General features: G+C 69.1%; 14 protein-coding genes and 1 pseudogene. 6 read left to right on the top strand and 9 right to left on the bottom strand.

Annotation, left to right across the window (positions count from 1 at the left end):
* Nucleotides 1–4 precede the first annotated feature (4 nt).
* From ACWD02_RS06165 to ACWD02_RS06155, 3 genes are all read left to right on the top strand, one after another.
* Nucleotides 5–949 carry a LamG-like jellyroll fold domain-containing protein gene (locus ACWD02_RS06165; protein WP_451204984.1) on the top strand — a complete coding sequence of 315 codons (945 nt, stop codon included), beginning with the start codon at nt 5–7 and terminating at the stop codon, nt 947–949.
* Nucleotides 950–1,077: 128 nt separating this feature from the next.
* On the top strand, nt 1,078–3,213 hold the full coding sequence (locus tag ACWD02_RS06160) for a PQQ-dependent sugar dehydrogenase (RefSeq protein ID WP_451204982.1): 2,136 nt from the start codon (nt 1,078–1,080) through the stop codon (nt 3,211–3,213).
* Between the two features lie 857 nt (nt 3,214–4,070).
* Entirely contained in the window at nt 4,071–4,340 is a 270-nt protein-coding gene (locus ACWD02_RS06155; protein ID WP_451204980.1) for a hypothetical protein, read from the top strand.
* Between the two features lie 378 nt (nt 4,341–4,718).
* Here the strand turns inward: ACWD02_RS06155 and ACWD02_RS06150 are convergent, their stop codons facing one another.
* The 4 genes from ACWD02_RS06150 to ACWD02_RS06135 form a co-directional block, all read right to left on the bottom strand.
* Entirely contained in the window at nt 4,719–4,847 is a 129-nt protein-coding gene (locus ACWD02_RS06150; RefSeq protein WP_451204978.1) for a hypothetical protein, read from the bottom strand.
* A 203-nt stretch (nt 4,848–5,050) separates the two neighbouring features.
* Entirely contained in the window at nt 5,051–6,055 is a 1,005-nt protein-coding gene (locus ACWD02_RS06145) for an NADP-dependent oxidoreductase (RefSeq protein ID WP_451204976.1), read from the bottom strand.
* Nucleotides 6,056–6,229: 174 nt separating this feature from the next.
* Nucleotides 6,230–7,285, bottom strand: a complete 1,056-nt coding sequence (locus ACWD02_RS06140) for an aldo/keto reductase (protein WP_451204974.1) — start codon at nt 7,283–7,285, stop codon at nt 6,230–6,232.
* A 103-nt stretch (nt 7,286–7,388) separates the two neighbouring features.
* Nucleotides 7,389–8,081, bottom strand: coding sequence for an SDR family oxidoreductase (locus ACWD02_RS06135; protein ID WP_451204972.1), 693 nt, complete (start codon nt 8,079–8,081; stop codon nt 7,389–7,391).
* Between the two features lie 117 nt (nt 8,082–8,198).
* On the opposite strand from ACWD02_RS06135, the gene ACWD02_RS06130 reads away from it, so the two are divergent.
* A complete protein-coding gene (locus ACWD02_RS06130; RefSeq protein ID WP_451204970.1) occupies nt 8,199–8,768 on the top strand; it encodes a TetR/AcrR family transcriptional regulator in 570 nt (189 codons plus the stop codon).
* Nucleotides 8,769–9,064: 296 nt separating this feature from the next.
* Here ACWD02_RS06130 and ACWD02_RS06125 read toward each other — a convergent pair whose 3' ends face one another.
* Complete coding sequence (locus ACWD02_RS06125) at nt 9,065–10,306, bottom strand: bacterial transcriptional activator domain-containing protein (protein ID WP_451204968.1); 1,242 nt, start codon at nt 10,304–10,306, stop codon at nt 9,065–9,067.
* 134 nt (nt 10,307–10,440) lie between these two features.
* On the opposite strand from ACWD02_RS06125, the pseudogene ACWD02_RS06120 reads away from it, so the two are divergent.
* Nucleotides 10,441–10,816 (top strand): annotated as a pseudogene (locus tag ACWD02_RS06120) (IS701 family transposase); the annotation flags it as partial.
* A 79-nt stretch (nt 10,817–10,895) separates the two neighbouring features.
* On the opposite strand, the gene ACWD02_RS06115 reads toward ACWD02_RS06120, so the two are convergent.
* A complete protein-coding gene (locus ACWD02_RS06115) occupies nt 10,896–11,624 on the bottom strand; it encodes an SDR family oxidoreductase (RefSeq protein WP_451204966.1) in 729 nt (242 codons plus the stop codon).
* Between the two features lie 75 nt (nt 11,625–11,699).
* Between ACWD02_RS06115 and ACWD02_RS06110 the strand changes: the two genes are divergently transcribed.
* On the top strand, nt 11,700–12,077 hold the full coding sequence (locus ACWD02_RS06110) for a MerR family transcriptional regulator (protein WP_451204964.1): 378 nt from the start codon (nt 11,700–11,702) through the stop codon (nt 12,075–12,077).
* A 307-nt stretch (nt 12,078–12,384) separates the two neighbouring features.
* Here the strand turns inward: ACWD02_RS06110 and ACWD02_RS06105 are convergent, their stop codons facing one another.
* From ACWD02_RS06105 to ACWD02_RS06095, 3 genes are all read right to left on the bottom strand, one after another.
* Entirely contained in the window at nt 12,385–12,882 is a 498-nt protein-coding gene (locus ACWD02_RS06105; RefSeq protein WP_451204962.1) for an FBP domain-containing protein, read from the bottom strand.
* 52 nt (nt 12,883–12,934) lie between these two features.
* A complete protein-coding gene (locus ACWD02_RS06100; RefSeq protein ID WP_451204960.1) occupies nt 12,935–14,488 on the bottom strand; it encodes an MFS transporter in 1,554 nt (517 codons plus the stop codon).
* 1,118 nt (nt 14,489–15,606) lie between these two features.
* The gene (locus ACWD02_RS06095; RefSeq protein ID WP_451204958.1) at nt 15,607–16,455 is read right to left on the bottom strand and encodes an alpha/beta fold hydrolase; all 849 of its coding nucleotides are present in this window, start codon (nt 16,453–16,455) and stop codon (nt 15,607–15,609) included.
* Between the last annotated feature and the right edge of the window lie 59 nt (nt 16,456–16,514).

Here is a 16,514-nt window from a genome sequence, read left to right as displayed (position 1 = left end):
CGTAATGGCAGCCGGGGCTGCTCTCCTCACCGCCGCGTTCGTTACTCCGCCCGGCGCTGCATCCGCGTCCGACGGTCGGTCCGCAGTCGCGGGGGCAGGCATCCGCGGAAGTCTGGTCGCGGGTTACGACTTCGAGCATCCGGACCCCGTGGACGCCGGCCGTGAACGCGACGTGGGACCGTCGGGCACCAGCCTGTCGCTCGTCAACGGCGGCGCCGCGATGCGCGTGCGCGACCACGTCGATCCGCGGCGCGGGCACGTCCTGCAGTCCCGGCAGGTGAGTCCGGACGCGGCAGGCAACGACGACTGGAAGGCGGGCGTGTACGACCCGCACGGCGCGGCCTCGCTGCACGCGTTCAACGGAGCCCGCCAGGTCACTGTGATGGGCTGGTTCCGTACCACCGGGCCGAACCCAAGCCCGAACTCAGGTTCGACCGATCCCTCCGACCTCTACAACGCCATCGGTCTCGCGGGCGTCCTGACCGGGGACTCGAACGGGCACGACGTACGGGCCCTCCTTGAAGTGATCGATGTGGGCGGCGAGTTGCGCCTCGTCGCACTCGGGCGCCGCCTGGACGGCTCCCTGTCCCAGACCTTCGCCGCGGACGGGGACTGGCGTACCCATCTGCCGGACGGCAAATGGGTCCACCTGGCCGCGACCTTCGACTTCGACACGGGTGAGATGGCGCTGTACCGCAACGGCCGTGCGCTCAGAGGCAGTTATGTACGCGGCGACGACCCGTGGGCTCTCGCCGGAGAGCCAGAACCCGACCTCGCCTCACCGACCGACCCGCGAGGCATCAAAATCGGCGGGAGTTTCCCGCAGAACACCCGCGAAGCCAACCCCTGCAACTGCCGCATGGACGATCTGCTGTTTCTGGACCGGGCCGCCACCCCGGGGCAGGTGAGGGCCGAATACCGCCGCACGGGCGGGCGACCCGCGTCCTGAGTTGACCTCCTGGACGTGCATCCCGGACCGACTTCTCCGAGACCCATGTCCAGAGCACACGTCCTGACCCTGCCACCCCGCCACCCGACGCCCCTCCTGCCTGCGCACGCCACACGAAGGGAGCCCCTTTGTCCCCGTCGGCCCCGCACGTTCGTCCCCGTAGAAGGTCCCTCCTGGTTCAGGTCCTCACCGGCGCCCTGCTCGCCGCCGTGCTCACCGCACCCCCGGCGGGCGCGCTCGAAGCACCCGCCGCCGACACCCCGGCGGCCGCTGTCACCGACCCCATCCCCGGCAAGCCGGTTACCTCCGGTATCGGCCTGGAGGTCCAGGAGTTCGCCCAGCTCCCGAAGTCCGAACCGCGCCCGGGCCCGGTCGAGGACAGCCGTCTCATCCGGCACAACCGGATCAACTACCTGACCCCATTCCCGGGCGCGTCCGGCCGTTTGGCCGTCGCGGACCAGAACGGCACCCTGTACTCCCTCAACAAGGACGGCTCCCGGCAGCACCCCTACCTGGACCTGTACAAGGAGTTCTCCGCCGCCTACTACGCCAGCCGGGGTCTGGGCACCGGCTTCGGCTACGTCACCTTCGACCCGGACTTTCGGCGCAACGGCCGCTTCTACACGGTCCACACCGAGAAGCCCGAACTGACCGAAGCCAAACCGGACTTCAACCAGCCCAGCGGAAACGGGTTCCACGGCATCGTCACCGAGTGGACGGCCGACGACCCCACCGCCACCGTGTTCTCAGGCACCCACCGAGAGCTGCTCCGCATCGGCTTCAACGGCCAGGTCCACGGCATCCAGCAGATCGACTTCAACCCGACCGCCGAGCGCGGCGACGCGGACTACGGACTGCTCTACATCGCGGTCGGTGACGGCGGCAAGGGCTCCACCACCGGCGATCCGCAAAACCGGGCCCTGCCGCACGGCAAGCTCCTGCGCATCGACCCGCGCGGCCGGGACAGCGCGAACGGCAAGTACGGCATCCCGCCCGCCAATCCGTTCGTCGGCGAGCCCGGCTCCCTCGGCGAGATCTACGCGATCGGCATGCGCGACCCGCACCGCTTCAGCTGGGACAAGCGCGGCAGCCACCGCATGTTCCTCTCCCACGTCGGCGAGCACGCCATCGAGTCCGTCTACGAAGTGCGGGCCGGCGACAACTACGGCTGGAGCGAACGCGAGGGCGCCTTCCTCTTCGACAAGAAAGCAACCGACCCGTGCGCCAAGATCCTTCCGCTGCCCGCCGATGACGCGAAGTACGGCTACACCTATCCGGTTGCCGCCTACGACCACGACCCGCCGGCCAACTGGAACTGCAAGTCCGACGTGGGGCGCGGCATCTCCGGCGGCTACGTCTACCGCGGTCACGACCTGCAGAAACTGCGGGGCAAGTACATTTTCGGTGACATCGTCGACGGCCGTCTCCTGTACACGGATGCCGCCGACATGCGTCGCGCGAAGCCGGGCGCCGAACAGCGCCTGGCACAGACGTACAGCCTCATGGTCTATGACGCGAAGTCAGGCAAGCGCGTCTCCATGCAGGAACTCGCCGGTGACAAGCGTGTCGACCTGCGGTTCGGGCAGGACGCGAAGGGCGAGCTGTACATCCTCTCCAAGGCCAACGGCAAGATCTGGAAGGTGACCGGGACGCGCGCGTTCGCGAGCTGCGACACCGACGGGACCACGCTCACCGACGTGATGGGCGCGAAGAACTGGTCGCCCCTCACCCCTTCCAAGTGGCGGTTCAAGGGCGGCCAGGCGGTGCTGACCGAGCCGGGCGTCGAGCGGCCCGGACCTCGCCGCCCCTACGAGTACGCGGTGCTCACCACCGGCCCCACGTATCGCAATGTGCGCATCGACGCCGAAGTCCGCATCGATACGCCGACCGACATCGACAACCGGGACGTGATCGTCATCTTCGGCTATGAATCGGACACCAGGTTCGGCTACGCGCATCTCTCCCAGGACAACTCCATCTATCCGCACAACGGCGTCTTCACGGTGGACGACGCAGACCGGCTGCGGGTGGAGGACCAGTGGGACGGAACCACCGGCGCCCCGCCCGCGATCAGTGACGCGGCCTGGCATCGGGTCAGGGTGGTGCGCTGCGGGGACACCGGCGAGACGGCCGTGTACCTGGACGGCTCGCCGTTCCCGTTGATGACAGCGGTGAGCACGCGGCCCGGCGACGGGCGGATCGGCTTCGGTTCATTCGACAACGCCGGCAGGATCCGTGGGCTGAAGGTCTCCGGAACGTCGTAGCGGCCCTGTGGGGCGACGGCAGCGCCACTCGTGCCTGTCACCGTGCTGAGCCTCCGTCCCGGTGACCCCCCCTCAGCCCTCTGAGCGGCGGCCAAGCGTAAGAAGCGAGTCCGATTCGGCTGCCGCCAGGGTGGCGGGTTTCTTACCGTTCGGTGCGGAGCGTGGGTGTGTGCGGGAGTGGTCGGAGTGCCGGACCTTTGCCGGTCCGGCTACTTCGATGGGCAGCACGCGCCGACTGTCGGCGAGGGCGCACGGGTCGGCCGCGGACTCTTTAAATGACGCGCGACGGGGGTCTGTCTGCCGGAGGAGTCAGGCGGCTGGTCCGTGGCCCGTTCGGCCAGAGCGGTCATCAGCGGACGGCAGATCTTGGTGCCCCTCGTCCCACGGGTTTGTCCAGCCGCAAACCCCGCAGGCGTAGCGCCCGCTGATGCCTGATACCTGGGTGCCGCAGCCGCGGCAGTCCGTCGTCGTAATCTCCGGGGGATGGAATTCCTCGGCTGGCGGGGGCGGCTGCTCGCAGGTCATGACTTCGACACTACCTACGCCACCATCGCCGGATGGGTGATGGGGCCGCACTGCCCGCACCCCCAGGAGCCGTCCGGAGCCTGCTGGGCCGATCCTCCGCACGAGGGACAGTTCACCTGGCTCAACTCCCTATTCGGTGGCTCTCGTTGGTCCTTTTCCGTGTGCCCCCTAGATGGAGGGGTAAGCGAACGGGTTTCCGGTCCTCTTCACGCGGGAGACTCGCGGTCGACGTTTTGAGACCACCGCCCACACCTACGTGCGGCCGTGTAGCGCATGGCCTTCAACCAACCAGTGCCGGAGCGTCGAGGCGGCGCCCCTGCCGTCGGGTAAGCATGAACTTGGTCGGCGGCGAGATCGAACTGTCGTCGGCCCCGAGCAGCCTGACGCGGGCACCGCGGTCCGCCCGAAGCCGGCGCTGGCAGCTGTGCGCGAGCTTCACGGTGTACGCGCTGATCGGTCTGGCCGGAGTGGTGGTCGCACAGGCCGCTGCCGGTGCGGGGCCGCGCCGGAGTGGTCTGCTGGCGCACTCGCTGCCCCCGCTGATCGTGGTCCTGCTCACCGGCGCTTTCGGTGGGCGGCTGCCGGCCGCGGCCGTGGTGTGACTGCTCGTGGCGGCGACGCTGTAGGGGCTGCGGTGCCATCTGGGGCGGCTGGCGCGCGACGTGCGCCCCCGGAGGGCGCGCTTCTGACCCGTCCCGTCCTGTAGTCGGTCGTCAGTTCGTCTACGGTGCGGCGGAGGCCGGGCCGGGGTGTGCTGTTCCAGGCCGCTGAGGGTGAGGGCTTCGATGGGAAACTGGCCTCGGCGACGCCGTCGATCTTCTGGTCCGGGCGATCGCGGTCTGCCCCCCGTCGGTCGCCGACCAGCGGCTCGGGATGTGACTCGGCAAGGTGGATTTGCCGGTACTCCTCCAGACCCGGGTGGCGGAGATGACCCCTGAATGAGGTCCCTTCCAGCGGCCCGGTGGTCAACGGCGAGGAACTCAACCGCGAGAGGGAGCGAAGTGTTGGTGGTACTGGAAGAGGCCGCCGTGACCGGAGTCGGGATAGATGATCAGCTCGCTGTCCTTGATGCGTCGGTGCAGGTCCTCGGAGAGGACAGAGGGCACCATGCGGTCGTTGTCGCCGTTGGCGATGACGGTGGGATGGGCGAGCTGCGACAGGTTGTCGGGGGTGGAGCGCCCCTACGTTCTGATCGCCTTCAGATGATGACGGCCCTGGCGAAGCCGGGCGCCTTGCCCGTGACCGAACGCATCACGCTTTGCTCGACGTGCGTGGTCCTCTGGTGGAGCTGGCCGTTGTCGGCGTGCCCGCCCTACGTCATGGAGACGACGATTTTGCCGGCTTTTGCGCGGCCCTGTTCGACGTACTCCATGGCCTGAAGGGTCTCGTCGAAGGGGAAGACCCGGTCGACGACGGGGCGGATCTTCCCGGCGTCGATGAGGGGGGTGAGTGCGCGCAGTTGGTCGCCGCTGGCCTTCATGAACAGGAAAGAGTACGTGACACCGAGACGCTTTGCCTGGCGCCGGACCTTGGCGCTGAGCGCGGCGATGCCCAGGCGGAGCACCAGGTTCGAGCCGAGTTCGAGGGCGGTGGCCGGGTCGGGCGGGCCCGCGACGGAGATGGCCAGGCCGCCGGGCTTGAGGACGCGCAGGGATTTGGTGAGGTTCTCGCCGCCGAGGGAGTCCAGGACGAGGTCGTAGCCGGTGAGGATGGTGGAGAAGTCCTGGGTGCGGTAGTCGATGACCTCGTCCGCGCCGAGGTCCTTGACGAGGTCGACCTTGGCGGTGCTCGCGGTGGTGGCCACGTACGCGCCCAGTGCCTTGGCCAGTTGGATGGCGATGGATCCCAGGCCGCCGGCACCCGCGTGGATGAGGACCTTCTGCCCCGGCTGGATGTTCGCCCGCTCGACCAGGGCCTGCCAGGCGGTCAGCGCGACCAGGGGGAGGGAGGCGGCCTCGGTCAGGGTGAGCGTCGCGGGCTTGAGGGCCAGGTCGTCCTGGTGGACGGCGAGGAGTTCGGCGAAGGTGCCGATACGGTCCTTGTCGGGCCGCGCGTAGACCTCGTCGCCCACCGCGAAGCGGGTGACGGACGATCCGACGCGGACGACGGTCCCGGCGAAGTCGTTGCCCAGGACGAGCGGGAGACGGTAGGGCACGATCGTCTTCAACTCCCCCTTGCGGATCTTCATGTCCAGCGGGTTCACGCTCGCCGCGTCAATCCTGACCAGGACATCCTCGGCGCCCACCTGGGGTTCGGGTACATCCCCGGCGCGCACCGTGGTCGGGTCGCCGTACTTCTCGACCATGAAGGCCTTCATTGTTGTTTTCCGTTCGGTCGGTCTCCCGCACAAGCGGGGACGGGTGCTCTGTCCGTGATCTGTTTCTGTCGGTACGAGACAGGCTGTGGTGTTCTCTTCGCCTGTGCGCTCCGCGTCGGCGCGGCAGTGGCCAGTGCCTGCGCGGAGCCTTGGGCGTCGGCCGTCTGAGCGGGCTCAGGCCACCGGCACGGCCGGGGTGATGACGCTGCTCGCGTCGCCGCCCTGGAGGCGGCCCAGAGAGCCCGCGATGCCCTCGTGCGGTACGCCGAGCGGCACCGCGCTGACCTCGTCGAGGCGGGTGTACTGCGCGTCGGTCAGCTGGACGTCGAGAGCTGCGAGGTAGCTGTCGAGCTGGGAGAGGTTGCGCGGGCCGATGATCGGGACGAGCGTGGCCGCGGAGCGGGCGGCGCGCTCGCGGACCCAGGCCACTGCAACCTGGGCGGGCGTCACCCTGGTCTCTTCGGCGATGGCCAGGACGGTGTCGACGACGGCCGTCTTCTGGTCGGTGTTCTCGGTGTGGATGACCACGCCCAGGTCGCTCAGGCGTCCCTCGGTGGAGCCGCGGTACTTGCCGGTGAGCAGTCCGCCGCCGAGCGGGGACCACAGGGCGGCGCCGAGCCCGAGGCTCTCGGCCATGGGTAGCAGTTCGCGGTCGGCGGTGCGCTCGACGAGGCTGTACTCGTGCTGGATGCCCACGATCGGGGCCCAGTTCTTCAGGTCCGCGAGGGTTACCGCGCGCGAGACACGCCAAGCGGGGAAGTTGGACAGCGCGGCATGGTGGATCTTGCCGGCGCTCACCAGGTCGTCGAGTGCGCGCAGGAGCTCCTCCAGCGGAGTGAGCTCATCGGGGAAGTGCACCCACAGCAGGTCGATGTAGTCGGTGCCCAGGCGCTTCAGGCTGGCCTCGACCGAGGCGACCATGGTCTTGCGGCTGTTGCCGGTCTTGGAGATGTCCGGCTGCGGCGCGGCCCCGAGGGAGAACTTGGTGGCCAGTACGAAGTGGTCGCGGTCGGCGGAGATCAGCTTTCCGGTCAGCTCTTCAGACTCGCCGAACTGGTAGCCGTCCGCGCTGTCGAGGAAGGTGCCGCCGGCCTCGGCGAACCGGTCGAAGATCTGGCGTGCCTCGTCCGGCTCGGCGCCCGCGCCCCAGCGGGTGCCGAAGTTCGCGGTGCCGAGCGCGTACTCGGACACGCGTAGTCCGGTCCGGTGGCCGAAGGTCGTGTAACGCATGAGAGGTCCTTGCGGGAAGGCGGGAAGGCGGGAAGGCGGGAAGGCGGGAAGGCAGGAAGGCAGGAAGGCAGGAACGCGGTCGCGTCGGGGTGGAGGGTGAGCGTCAGCCCGCGTTCGGCTGCGGTGCCGCGGACAGGCTCTGCTTGACGTACCGGCTGGTCTCGTCGGCGAGGATCTCGGGCAGGCCGGTTTCGATGCCGTGCAGGGCCTGGGCCGCGACGTCGGCGGCGGCCACCTTCTGGTCGGCGGGGACGCCGGCGGCCATGTCGGTGTCCATGTAGCCGACGTGCAGCGCCGAGACAGAAATGCCCCGGGGCGCCAGCTCGTCGCGGGTCGCGTCGCTCAGTGCCCAGGCGGCGGCCTTGGATGCGGCGTAGGAGCCGAGGGCGGCCGGGTGGAACCAGGACAGGGCGGACAGGACGTTGAGTACGGCGCCGCCGCCGTTGCCCTCGATGACGGGGGCGAAGGAGCGGGTCGCGGCGAGCGGGCCATAGAAGTTGGTTTCCATCTCCCGGCGCACCTCAGCCAGGTCGCCTCCGATCAGCGTCGCGCCGGTGGAGATCCCCGCGTTGTTGATCAGCAAGGTCGCATCCGACGCGATGCGGGTGGCCTCCTGTATCGATGCCTCGTCCGTCACGTCGAGGCGTAGCGGAATGACACCCGGCACATCCACGGTCTCGGGGTGGCGGGCGGCCGCGTACACCTTCGCGCCGCGCTCCACGAGCTGGGCGGCGAGGTGCCGCCCGAGGCCCCGGTTGGCGCCGGTGACGACAGCGACCGCGTTCTTGAGTTCCATGTCCGCTCCTGACCTGCGGCGGGTGCTGGCGGGTCACCCGCATGATTTAGATTACGCATCCAATCTAAACACGGGTTTACGATAGATGCCAGTCGACATCCAAATGGGAGGGTGATCATGGGCCGCGTATCGCAGACGCAGGCGGAGGAGAACCGTAGGCGGGTGGTGGACACCGCCTCGCGGCTGTTTCGGGAGCAGGGAACTCAGGTGAGCGTCGCCGACCTGATGAAGGCGGCCGGCCTGACCCACGGCGCCTTCTACAAGCAGTTCGCTTCCAAGGAAGCGCTCGTCGACGAGGCCACTGCCCACGCCTTCGACGAGCTCGCCCGGGGACACACCGCCGGGCTCGCGCAGTACGAAGGGCGGCGTGACGCCGCCCTTCGAGCGTTGATCGACGCCTACCTCTCCGTCGAACACCGCGACGCCCCGGCGGACGGGTGCCCGGTCGCCGCGCTCGCCACGGACATCGCACGCGAAGCCGGGGGTCGAGAGGCCCGTCGTGTCTACACCGAGGGGGTGGCCGACTTCGCCGACTTCCTCGGCGGTGACGACCAGGACGGCATCGTCCGTCTCTGCACCCTGTTCGGTGCGCTGGTTCTGTCCCGGGCCACCAAGGGTTCCGCACTCTCTGAGGAGATTCTTGCCGCCGCGCACGCAGCCCTGATCAGGGGCGCGGCGGTCGAGTAGGCGATGCGGGTGACGCATCCAGCGAACACGGGGGCCGAGCCACCACGACTGCGGCGCCTGGCCCTCTGTTCACTGTGGATGGTGCCGGATTGGTTCGGCGTCGTGTGCGATGCGCAGGATCTGACCTGATCGACGCGGTAGGAGTGTTTGCCCGCTGCGACTTCTCCTCGCGCCTTGTTTGGTCCTACTGGAGCGGTGCGAAGCGGGCGCACTGGTGGAATCGGAAGGTCTCAAACAGTCGCACGCGACCGCTACTGAACGTTACCGCTGCCCAGGATCACGCGGAACTGCGGAACCTACATGGGCTTAGCGGGACTGGTCTGGTCGAGGAGTGTGCGAATGAGTTGCTCGGTCTCGATTTCCATGGGGAGGTTCAGTGAGCGGTTGACCTCATCCAAGCGGGAGATGGCGGTGTTGAGGCCGCCCCGGTTGCCGGCGGCGGCCTCGATTCGGAGCCAGTCGCGGTAGAGGAGTTCGGCGGTGTCGTCGACTTCCAGCCCGGTGGCGATGGCCCGGCGGGCCAGGGTGAGGTCGTGGTGGAGGCCAGGGGCGAGGCGGTAGGTGGCCACGGTGTGCGCCACGCTGATGATGCGCATCACCATCTCCTGCTGCAGTGGCTGGCTCCAGGGCAACGCCAGGGTGCCGAAGGGCTTCCCGTGGACCTGGTCCAGCGCCTTTTCCAACTGGTTGAGCCCGTCGGGTCCGTGGGGGAGGGCTGCTTCTACGGTCTGCTGGAAGTGGTGCCAGTCGCAGCAGATCTTTGTCGACAGCGTGTAGGGGTCGGACTTGACGGCCCGGCGCGGCACATAGGAGTTGCCGTTGTCGTCTTTGCCGAGGCTGCGGCGCAGTCCGCCCAGCCGTGCGTTGAGGGTGTCGGTGGTCCAGGGGCTGGCCGGGTCCATGTCCGCGCACAGGGTGCCTGCGCTGCGTCCGGGCTCCAGGTGCAGTAGCGCGGCCAACTGTGCCTCGCGGGTGCCGTGCCGGGAGGCGGAGGCACCAAGGATGGTGGCCGGCCCCAGCACTCGGATGACGGGGCCGCCCGGGGCGTCGGGTGCGGCGGGGAGGCGTGGCGCCGCGTCCTGATCGGGTCCCGCTGTGCCGGATGCTTCGGCGGCGGGTACGGGTGGAGTACTCGCCGCCGGGGGCGCGGCCGCAGGGGGGATGGGCAGGCTGATGTCGGTGGGTGACTGCGCGGCTGCCAGCAGGGCCGGAAAGACGCCTAGTTCCTCGCCGGCTGTCGCCGCGTTGGTGCCGTGCTCCCGGCCAGCGGCGGGCTCCGCAGCCAGGGCACTCGGGGCGGGAGCGGGGTTGCGGACGGCGTCGGGGGTCTCGTGTGTTTCCGTGTGACGGGCGGTGGCGGCGCGGGCGGCATGCGTGGTCTGGGTTTCGGAGGGCGCGTGCTGCCAGGCGCCCTCGGCGGAATGGGGGTCTTGTCCGGAGACGGCCAGCGCGGCGGTGATCTCCTCCACGGTCTCGCGTTGAAGGCGTTGCAGGGTGATGTCGGTCCCCAGGATGTGGGTGGGTGGTTGGCGCTGCATGGCGGCTCTCGGGCCCAACTTGCGTACCGTGCCAGGAACTCCGGATGGGCTCGATCATGGACTCTGCGCCACTCGCTCTCCGCCCCGCGACCGCTTAGCTTCGCCCCGTCGTCGAACAGTTCGCGCAGTGCTGCCGGCCAGTCCCGCTGCCCATCCTGGTCCGCGTCGCCGGAACCCGCTGGAAGGTCGAGTAGACCTTCCAGCGGGGAAGGACCTCGCGGGCCTGGACGAGCACCAGGTCCTCCGCCACACCTCCTGGCTGCGCCGGGTGATCCTCGCGATGCTCGCCCACGCCTTCCTGGCGTCATCCGCGCCGACGAGCACCGCGAACACCCCGCCCCCACCGGACTCATCGTCCTCACCTGCAACGAAGTACAGCGGCTATTCGCCTTGGCCGCCGTATCCCCGAACGACCAACGCGATCGACGCCTGCACTGGTCCCTATGGCGTCGCAGACACCAGGCACGCGCCTGCGACTGGCATTGCCGCCGACGCGAGGCCACAACATGAAGAGCCACAAATGCGGACGGGGCATTAATTGACCGACCGCAGGGGGCAGCCGACCGAAGTCAGCGTGCCGCGAGGGTCCTCAGGCCGCCGTTAGCGCCGCCAGGGCGCGGTCCATCGCGGCGTTGAACTCTTCCGGCGTCAGCGGCAGTCGGGACTTGACGTCCCGACTCCATTGGTCGGCGAGGACCTCGGCGGAGCCCGCCTCGACACCGTCGAGGGCCGCGTCGGCCAAGTCCGTCGGGGCAATTTTGTCCACCGGCCAGCCTGCGGCCATGTCGGTGTCGGCCAGGCCAAGGTGTACTGCTGTCACGAGCGTGCCCTGTTCGGCGAGTTCCAGGCGGACGCCGTTGGTCATGGCCCAGGCGGCGGCTTTGGTCAGGTGGTAGGCATTGGCGCCCTTGCCGCCGAACCACGACATGGCGGAGAGGACGTTGACGATCGCGCCCCCTTCGTTGTGGGCGAGCGTCGGCGCGAACTCCCGGATCATTCCGAGGTGACCGAAGACGTTGGTCTCCAACTCGTGTCGCACCGCGTCCAGCGAACCGGTCACCAGGTCGGTTCCCGTCTGGATCCCCGCGTTGTTGACGAGCAGCGTGACGTCCGGGGCGGCCGCGGCGGCGGCCCTTACGGATGCGGGGTCGGCGATGTCGAGGGGCAGCACCTCGACCCCGGGCAGGTCCACGGTCTCCGGTCGGCGGGCGGTCGCGTAGACCTTGCGTGCGCCCCGTTCGAGCAGGCGCTGGGTGAAGGCGCGGCCCAGGCCGCGGTTGGCTCCGGTGACGAGGGCAACTGAGTTGTTGATGTCCATGCCCGGTACGCTAAAACCTGACGTTAGCGTCAGAGGCAAGTGTTGGCCGCAGGACCCGAGGTGAGAGGAATCACCATGACCGTCACGGAGGCCGCGGCCGAGCGGCTGGTCCGCATCGGCGAGGTGGCGCGGGGCGCCGGTGTCTCGGTACGTGCCGTGCGCTACTACGAGCAGCAGGGGCTGCTCACCGCGGAGCGCAGCCCATCCGGCCAGCGTCTCTACCGGCAGGACGCCGTCACTCTGGTGCGCTTCTTCCAGCAGATGTTCGCCGCCGGTCTGACCAGCCGAAGGATCGCGGAACTCCTTCCGTGCTGGGACTCCGGGCACACCGACGCCGAGCAACGAGCCATGCTGCGCGCCGAGCGCGACCGCATCCAGGCCAAGGTCGACGACCTGCAGGCCGCCCTGGACAGCCTCGACGAGGTCATCGCGATCACGGACACGCACCCGTAGGCGCGGCCGGTCGGACGTCGCACCAGCGATCTACGGCTGGAGTATTAGACGATCACGCCCGATGTATGCAGTGATCGAATGCAACCAGCGACCGCGTGCTCGGGCGCTGGTCTCTTGGTTTGGCCAGATAGCGGCGGCCATGGCGAGGACGCGCTGGGCGACACGGACGGCGACACCCTCCAGGGCCCGTCCGCCGTGCAAACACCCTCAGAGGTCCGGCGCGCAATACCGGGGGAGCCGCGAGGAGACGGCGGTTCTAGGAGCGCAAAGGGGCTCGGCGGCGATGGCCGTCGAGCCCCTGCCGGCCTCAGTGGAAGACCCGCTCCACGAACGCGTCGAGGTTGCCGCGCAGGCGCTCGATCTGCTGCTCGACCGTGAGGGACTCCTCCATGCGCCCGCCCGGTGCCGCCTTCTTCCTGCCCCGTACGTACAACGAGCAGTCCAGGTCGGTGCAGATGTACAGGCCCACCGAGTTGCCTTCGCGGCCGGCCGGGCCTGCCTTGGGGGCGGTCATCAGGGAGACGCCGCTGCCGGGGTGCGTGGTCAGGCATAGCGAGCACAGGCTGCGGCGGAGGAAGCTGCGGTTGCCGGAAGCGGAGCGCAGGGACAGGCCGACGAGTTCATCGGCGCGTTCGACGACGAGATATTTGCGATCGGGCGCGGACAGATCGAACCAGCCCAGGAAGTCCAGGTCCTCCCAGTGGTCGAGGTCAGCCAGGTTCTTGGGCAGAGGGAGGCGTTTGGCCTCGCCCTTCGAGCAGTTGACGAACGAGGTACGGATGTCGCGCTCGGTCAGGGGGTTCATGGAAATTCCTTCGGGGGTGTGGCGGAGGGTGGCGGGACACGGACCCGGCTCGCTAGGACGGTGCGTCGCTTTCGGCGTGCTTCGGCGTCTTGTGCCGTACGGTCAGGCCCGCTACCAGGGCGGCGAGCAGCAGGACGCCCGCCGAGCACCAGTAGGCGACGGAGAAGCCGTGCACCATGCCTGCGTTGAGGGTCGCGCCGCTGTGGGCGGGATCGTGCTGATGCGAGTGGACGTAACGGCTGGTGGCGCCGGTGGCGATGGTGTTGAGCAGGACGGTGCCCAGCGAAGCGCCCATCTGCTGGACGGTGTTGAGGACAGCCGAGGCCACACCGGCGTCGTGCACGGGCACGCCGGCGGTGGCCGTCGCATAGACCGGCATGAAGGTCAGGCCCATGCCCAGACCGAGCAGCAGCAGGGCGGGCAGCACGTGCGGGACGTAGCGCGCATGCACGGTCAGGTTGCTGAGCAGCACCATGCCGACGGCGGCCAGCACCATGCCGGACGACATCAAGGTGCGCGGCGCTGTGCGGGGCAGCAGGCGCGCCGCGATCTGGGTCGCGCCGATGACGATACCCGCCGAGATCGGCACGAAGGCCAGGCCCGTGCGCACCGGCGGGTAGCCGAGGACGACCTGCAGGTAGTACGTCAGGAACAGGAAGACGCCGAACATGCCGATGGTGGCCAAGCCCATCGTCGCGAGCGATCCGGCCCGGACGCGATCCTTGACCAGACGCAGCGGCAGCAGCGGGCTCACCGCGCGGCTCTGCCACCACACGAAGGCGGCAAGCAAGATCACGCCGGCCACGAACAGCGTGAGCACCGACGGGCTGGTCCAGCCGCGAGGTTCGGCCTCGCTGAAGCCGTACACGAGGGCGACGAGCCCGCCGCAGCCCAGCAGCGCGCCCGGCACGTCCAGGTGCCCGCCCCGGCGACCGGAGTGGTCGCGCAGGAAGGCCGGTGCGCCGAGCAGGGCGGCCAGCGCGATGGGCACGTTGACGTACAGGGACCAGCGCCAGTTCAGGTACTCGGTCAGCAGACCGCCCATGATCAGCCCGACCGCGCTGCCGCCGCCGGCCAGCGCGCCGTAAGCCCCAAAGGCCCTGGCCCGCTCCTTGGGGTCGGTGAACGTCGTCGTCAGCAGCGACAGGGCCGAGGGCGCCAGGACCGCAGCGAACGCACCTTGCAGGGCCCGCGCCGCGAACAGCATCCCGGGGCCCGCCGCCGCGCCGCCCAGCGCGGAGGCCGCGGCGAACCCGGCCAGGCCGATGACGAAGGTGCGCTTGCGGCCCACCAGATCGGCGATCCGGCCGCCGAGCAGCAGCAACCCGCCGAAGGCCAGCGTGTAGGCGGTGATCACCCACTGCCGGTCGGCGTCCGACATGCCAAGAGCATGCTGGGCGGAGGGCAGCGCGATGTTCACGATGGTGCCGTCAAGGATCACCATCAGCTGGGCGAGGGAGATGACGGCCAGCGCCCACCAGCGCTTCGGATCCGGTGCCGGTGCCGGTGCCGGCGTCGCGGCGGGAACCTCGCGATTTGGGGAACGGTCGGTGGCCGTGGAAGGGGCGGACGGGAGGAGTTTCCCTCGGTGACGTTTTTTGCTCATGGCGATCACGCATGTTTCGTGTCGAGGTGCTGTCGAGACAGCCGGCCAAGGACGGTCGCAGTGGTGACGACGGGCCGGTGCACGCAGCACGGGGACATGGCATGGCGGTGGGGCAGCGGGAACCGCGGACAGCACCCGGGGCCTGCCTCACCAGCCGCGTGTCACTCACGCCGGAGCTCTTGCCGGCCGTGAGGCGCAGAGCGCCGAGATCACGGTGACCAGCAAGAGAAGGGCCCGTCTTCGGGCGCGCGCCCCTGAGGCCCGCGCGGCGACGAACCGCGCAGGCCAAGACATCTCGTCAAGCGGCATCTCAGGAAGAGGCCGAAGACAAGAAACAAGAAGGGGGAAGTGTTACCGCGCGCCGCAGAGGAGGGAGGGCACACGGCCGAAGGCAACTATGGCCGCAACGCATTCAGCACGGTCCATGTCTCTCGCCTCCTTCCGGGCAGGGCACGCGGTGCGTGTCGACGCCGAGCGCGCCGAGTGGGGCGGCAGAGAACCTGCCGCGCGAAATCCCGGACACGATATCCCATCGACGCCCCCGCGCGACCGGAATTACCGTCCGCCCGCGCCTACGCCGAAGGGGTGTGACGACGGCTGTCACACCCCTTCCGCGTTGGCCCATCCGGTTTGTCCACGGTGAGGCAGGGGCTCGGCTGGCCGCGGATGGCGGCGCCTTCCTGCAGACACTGCTCCTGGCGATGACGGCCTACGGCCTGGGCAGTTGCCCGCAAAGACTGTTGAGCTTCCACGCTGACACCGTGTGCACGAACTCGGGGTAAGCGGAGGGGAGGTGCTCGTCGGTGTCGTCTCCTTCGGGTTGTGCCGGTGAGGCAGAGCTGGGTGAATCGGGTGAAGACCGAGCGGGCTCCACCCGCATCGACCACCCCTTCCACGACTGGGCAGTTTCGTGTGAGTCGGGCGGAAGGGCGCCGTCGCTTCGGGGACAGGTAGGGGCGACCCATACAAGCGCGGCGTCCGCGCAGTGCTCCTGGAGTGGGCCGACGAGCAGGCCCACCGGATGTGGTGCGGAGCGGCCGACGGCGGTCCGTCGGCCTGTGACGGAAGGGCGGCCGCCAGTCGACGTGCTCACATGAAAGCCGACTACGTCGACGTGGTCACTCGCCCTCGTGCCTGATGGGCCCGAAGAAGCGCAGCAGTTGCTCGTTGAGCAGATGTGGCGTGGTGTGCGGCAAGGAGTGATGGGTGGCTCCCGGGAGTATCACCACGTCACTGTGCGGGAGCGTGCGCCTGGCTCGGTCGGCGACGTGGTGCGCGCGGTGGGCCTGGCTGCGCTCGGCGAGCAGGACCAGCGCTGGTACACGCAGCTCGGATATCCGCGGGCGGCCTCCGGCGATGAGCTTGCGGTCGGGAAGGCTGCTGGCCAGGGCGTAGAGGCGCTGCCAGGTCTCGTCCGGGCGGCTACCCGCGGTTTCCCAGGCGAGGAAGGCGCGGGCGCGGGACTCCTGCGGACGGATGAGCAGGGGCAGGGCTCGCAGCAGGTATGGGAGACGGAAGCCGGCGAAGACCTGGGTCGGGTCGATGAGGGCGAGACGATCGACCCGCTGTGGTGCGTGCAGGGCATAACTGGCGCCCAGCCAGGCGCCGTAGGAATGGCCGCACAGGTGCGTGCGGGCCAGTCCAAGCCCGTCCAACAGGGCCTCCAGCCACGCGATCAAGTCCTCGGCATTCTTCAGCGGTAGGCCGGAGCGTTCGGTGCGGCCGGCGTCGCCCAGCAGGTCAACCGCGAAGATCCGGTGGTGCTCACCGAGGGCCGCCGCGTTGGCGTACCACACCAGTCCGGTGGCAGAGCCGCCGGGCAGCAGCACCAGCGGCCTGCCGTCGGCCGGGCCGTACACGTGTACCCGGGTGCGGCCGTACGGGGTGGCGACGTCGTGCTCCTCGGTGGACTCCGGCCAGCGTGCGCGGAGCTCGTCATAGACGAGCTCGAAAGTGGTACGGGGCACCGTGACTTCCTCTCGTTCAGCGACACTCACGCAACTAATATCTCGCTGAGCGAGATATT

It is taken from the genome of Streptomyces sp. NPDC002853, assembly GCF_053591915.1.
The sequence above is the reverse complement of the archived record's forward strand: the minus strand, read 5'-3'. Positions and strand labels throughout refer to the sequence as shown.

What these genes read in the sequence shown, in the direction of transcription:
- ACWD02_RS06165 (WP_451204984.1), top strand. Translation starts at nt 5, where the DNA reads ATGGCAGCCGGGGCTGCTCTCCTCACCGCCGCGTTCGTTACTCCGCCC.
- ACWD02_RS06155 (WP_451204980.1), top strand. Translation starts at nt 4,071, where the DNA reads ATGAACTTGGTCGGCGGCGAGATCGAACTGTCGTCGGCCCCGAGCAGC.
- ACWD02_RS06150 (WP_451204978.1), bottom strand. Translation starts at nt 4,847, where the DNA reads ATGGTGCCCTCTGTCCTCTCCGAGGACCTGCACCGACGCATCAAGGAC.
- ACWD02_RS06145 (WP_451204976.1), bottom strand. Translation starts at nt 6,055, where the DNA reads ATGAAGGCCTTCATGGTCGAGAAGTACGGCGACCCGACCACGGTGCGC.
- ACWD02_RS06140 (WP_451204974.1), bottom strand. Translation starts at nt 7,285, where the DNA reads ATGCGTTACACGACCTTCGGCCACCGGACCGGACTACGCGTGTCCGAG.
- ACWD02_RS06135 (WP_451204972.1), bottom strand. Translation starts at nt 8,081, where the DNA reads ATGGAACTCAAGAACGCGGTCGCTGTCGTCACCGGCGCCAACCGGGGC.
- ACWD02_RS06130 (WP_451204970.1), top strand. Translation starts at nt 8,199, where the DNA reads ATGGGCCGCGTATCGCAGACGCAGGCGGAGGAGAACCGTAGGCGGGTG.
- ACWD02_RS06125 (WP_451204968.1), bottom strand. Translation starts at nt 10,306, where the DNA reads ATGCAGCGCCAACCACCCACCCACATCCTGGGGACCGACATCACCCTG.
- ACWD02_RS06115 (WP_451204966.1), bottom strand. Translation starts at nt 11,624, where the DNA reads ATGGACATCAACAACTCAGTTGCCCTCGTCACCGGAGCCAACCGCGGC.
- ACWD02_RS06110 (WP_451204964.1), top strand. Translation starts at nt 11,700, where the DNA reads ATGACCGTCACGGAGGCCGCGGCCGAGCGGCTGGTCCGCATCGGCGAG.
- ACWD02_RS06105 (WP_451204962.1), bottom strand. Translation starts at nt 12,882, where the DNA reads ATGAACCCCCTGACCGAGCGCGACATCCGTACCTCGTTCGTCAACTGC.
- ACWD02_RS06100 (WP_451204960.1), bottom strand. Translation starts at nt 14,488, where the DNA reads ATGAGCAAAAAACGTCACCGAGGGAAACTCCTCCCGTCCGCCCCTTCC.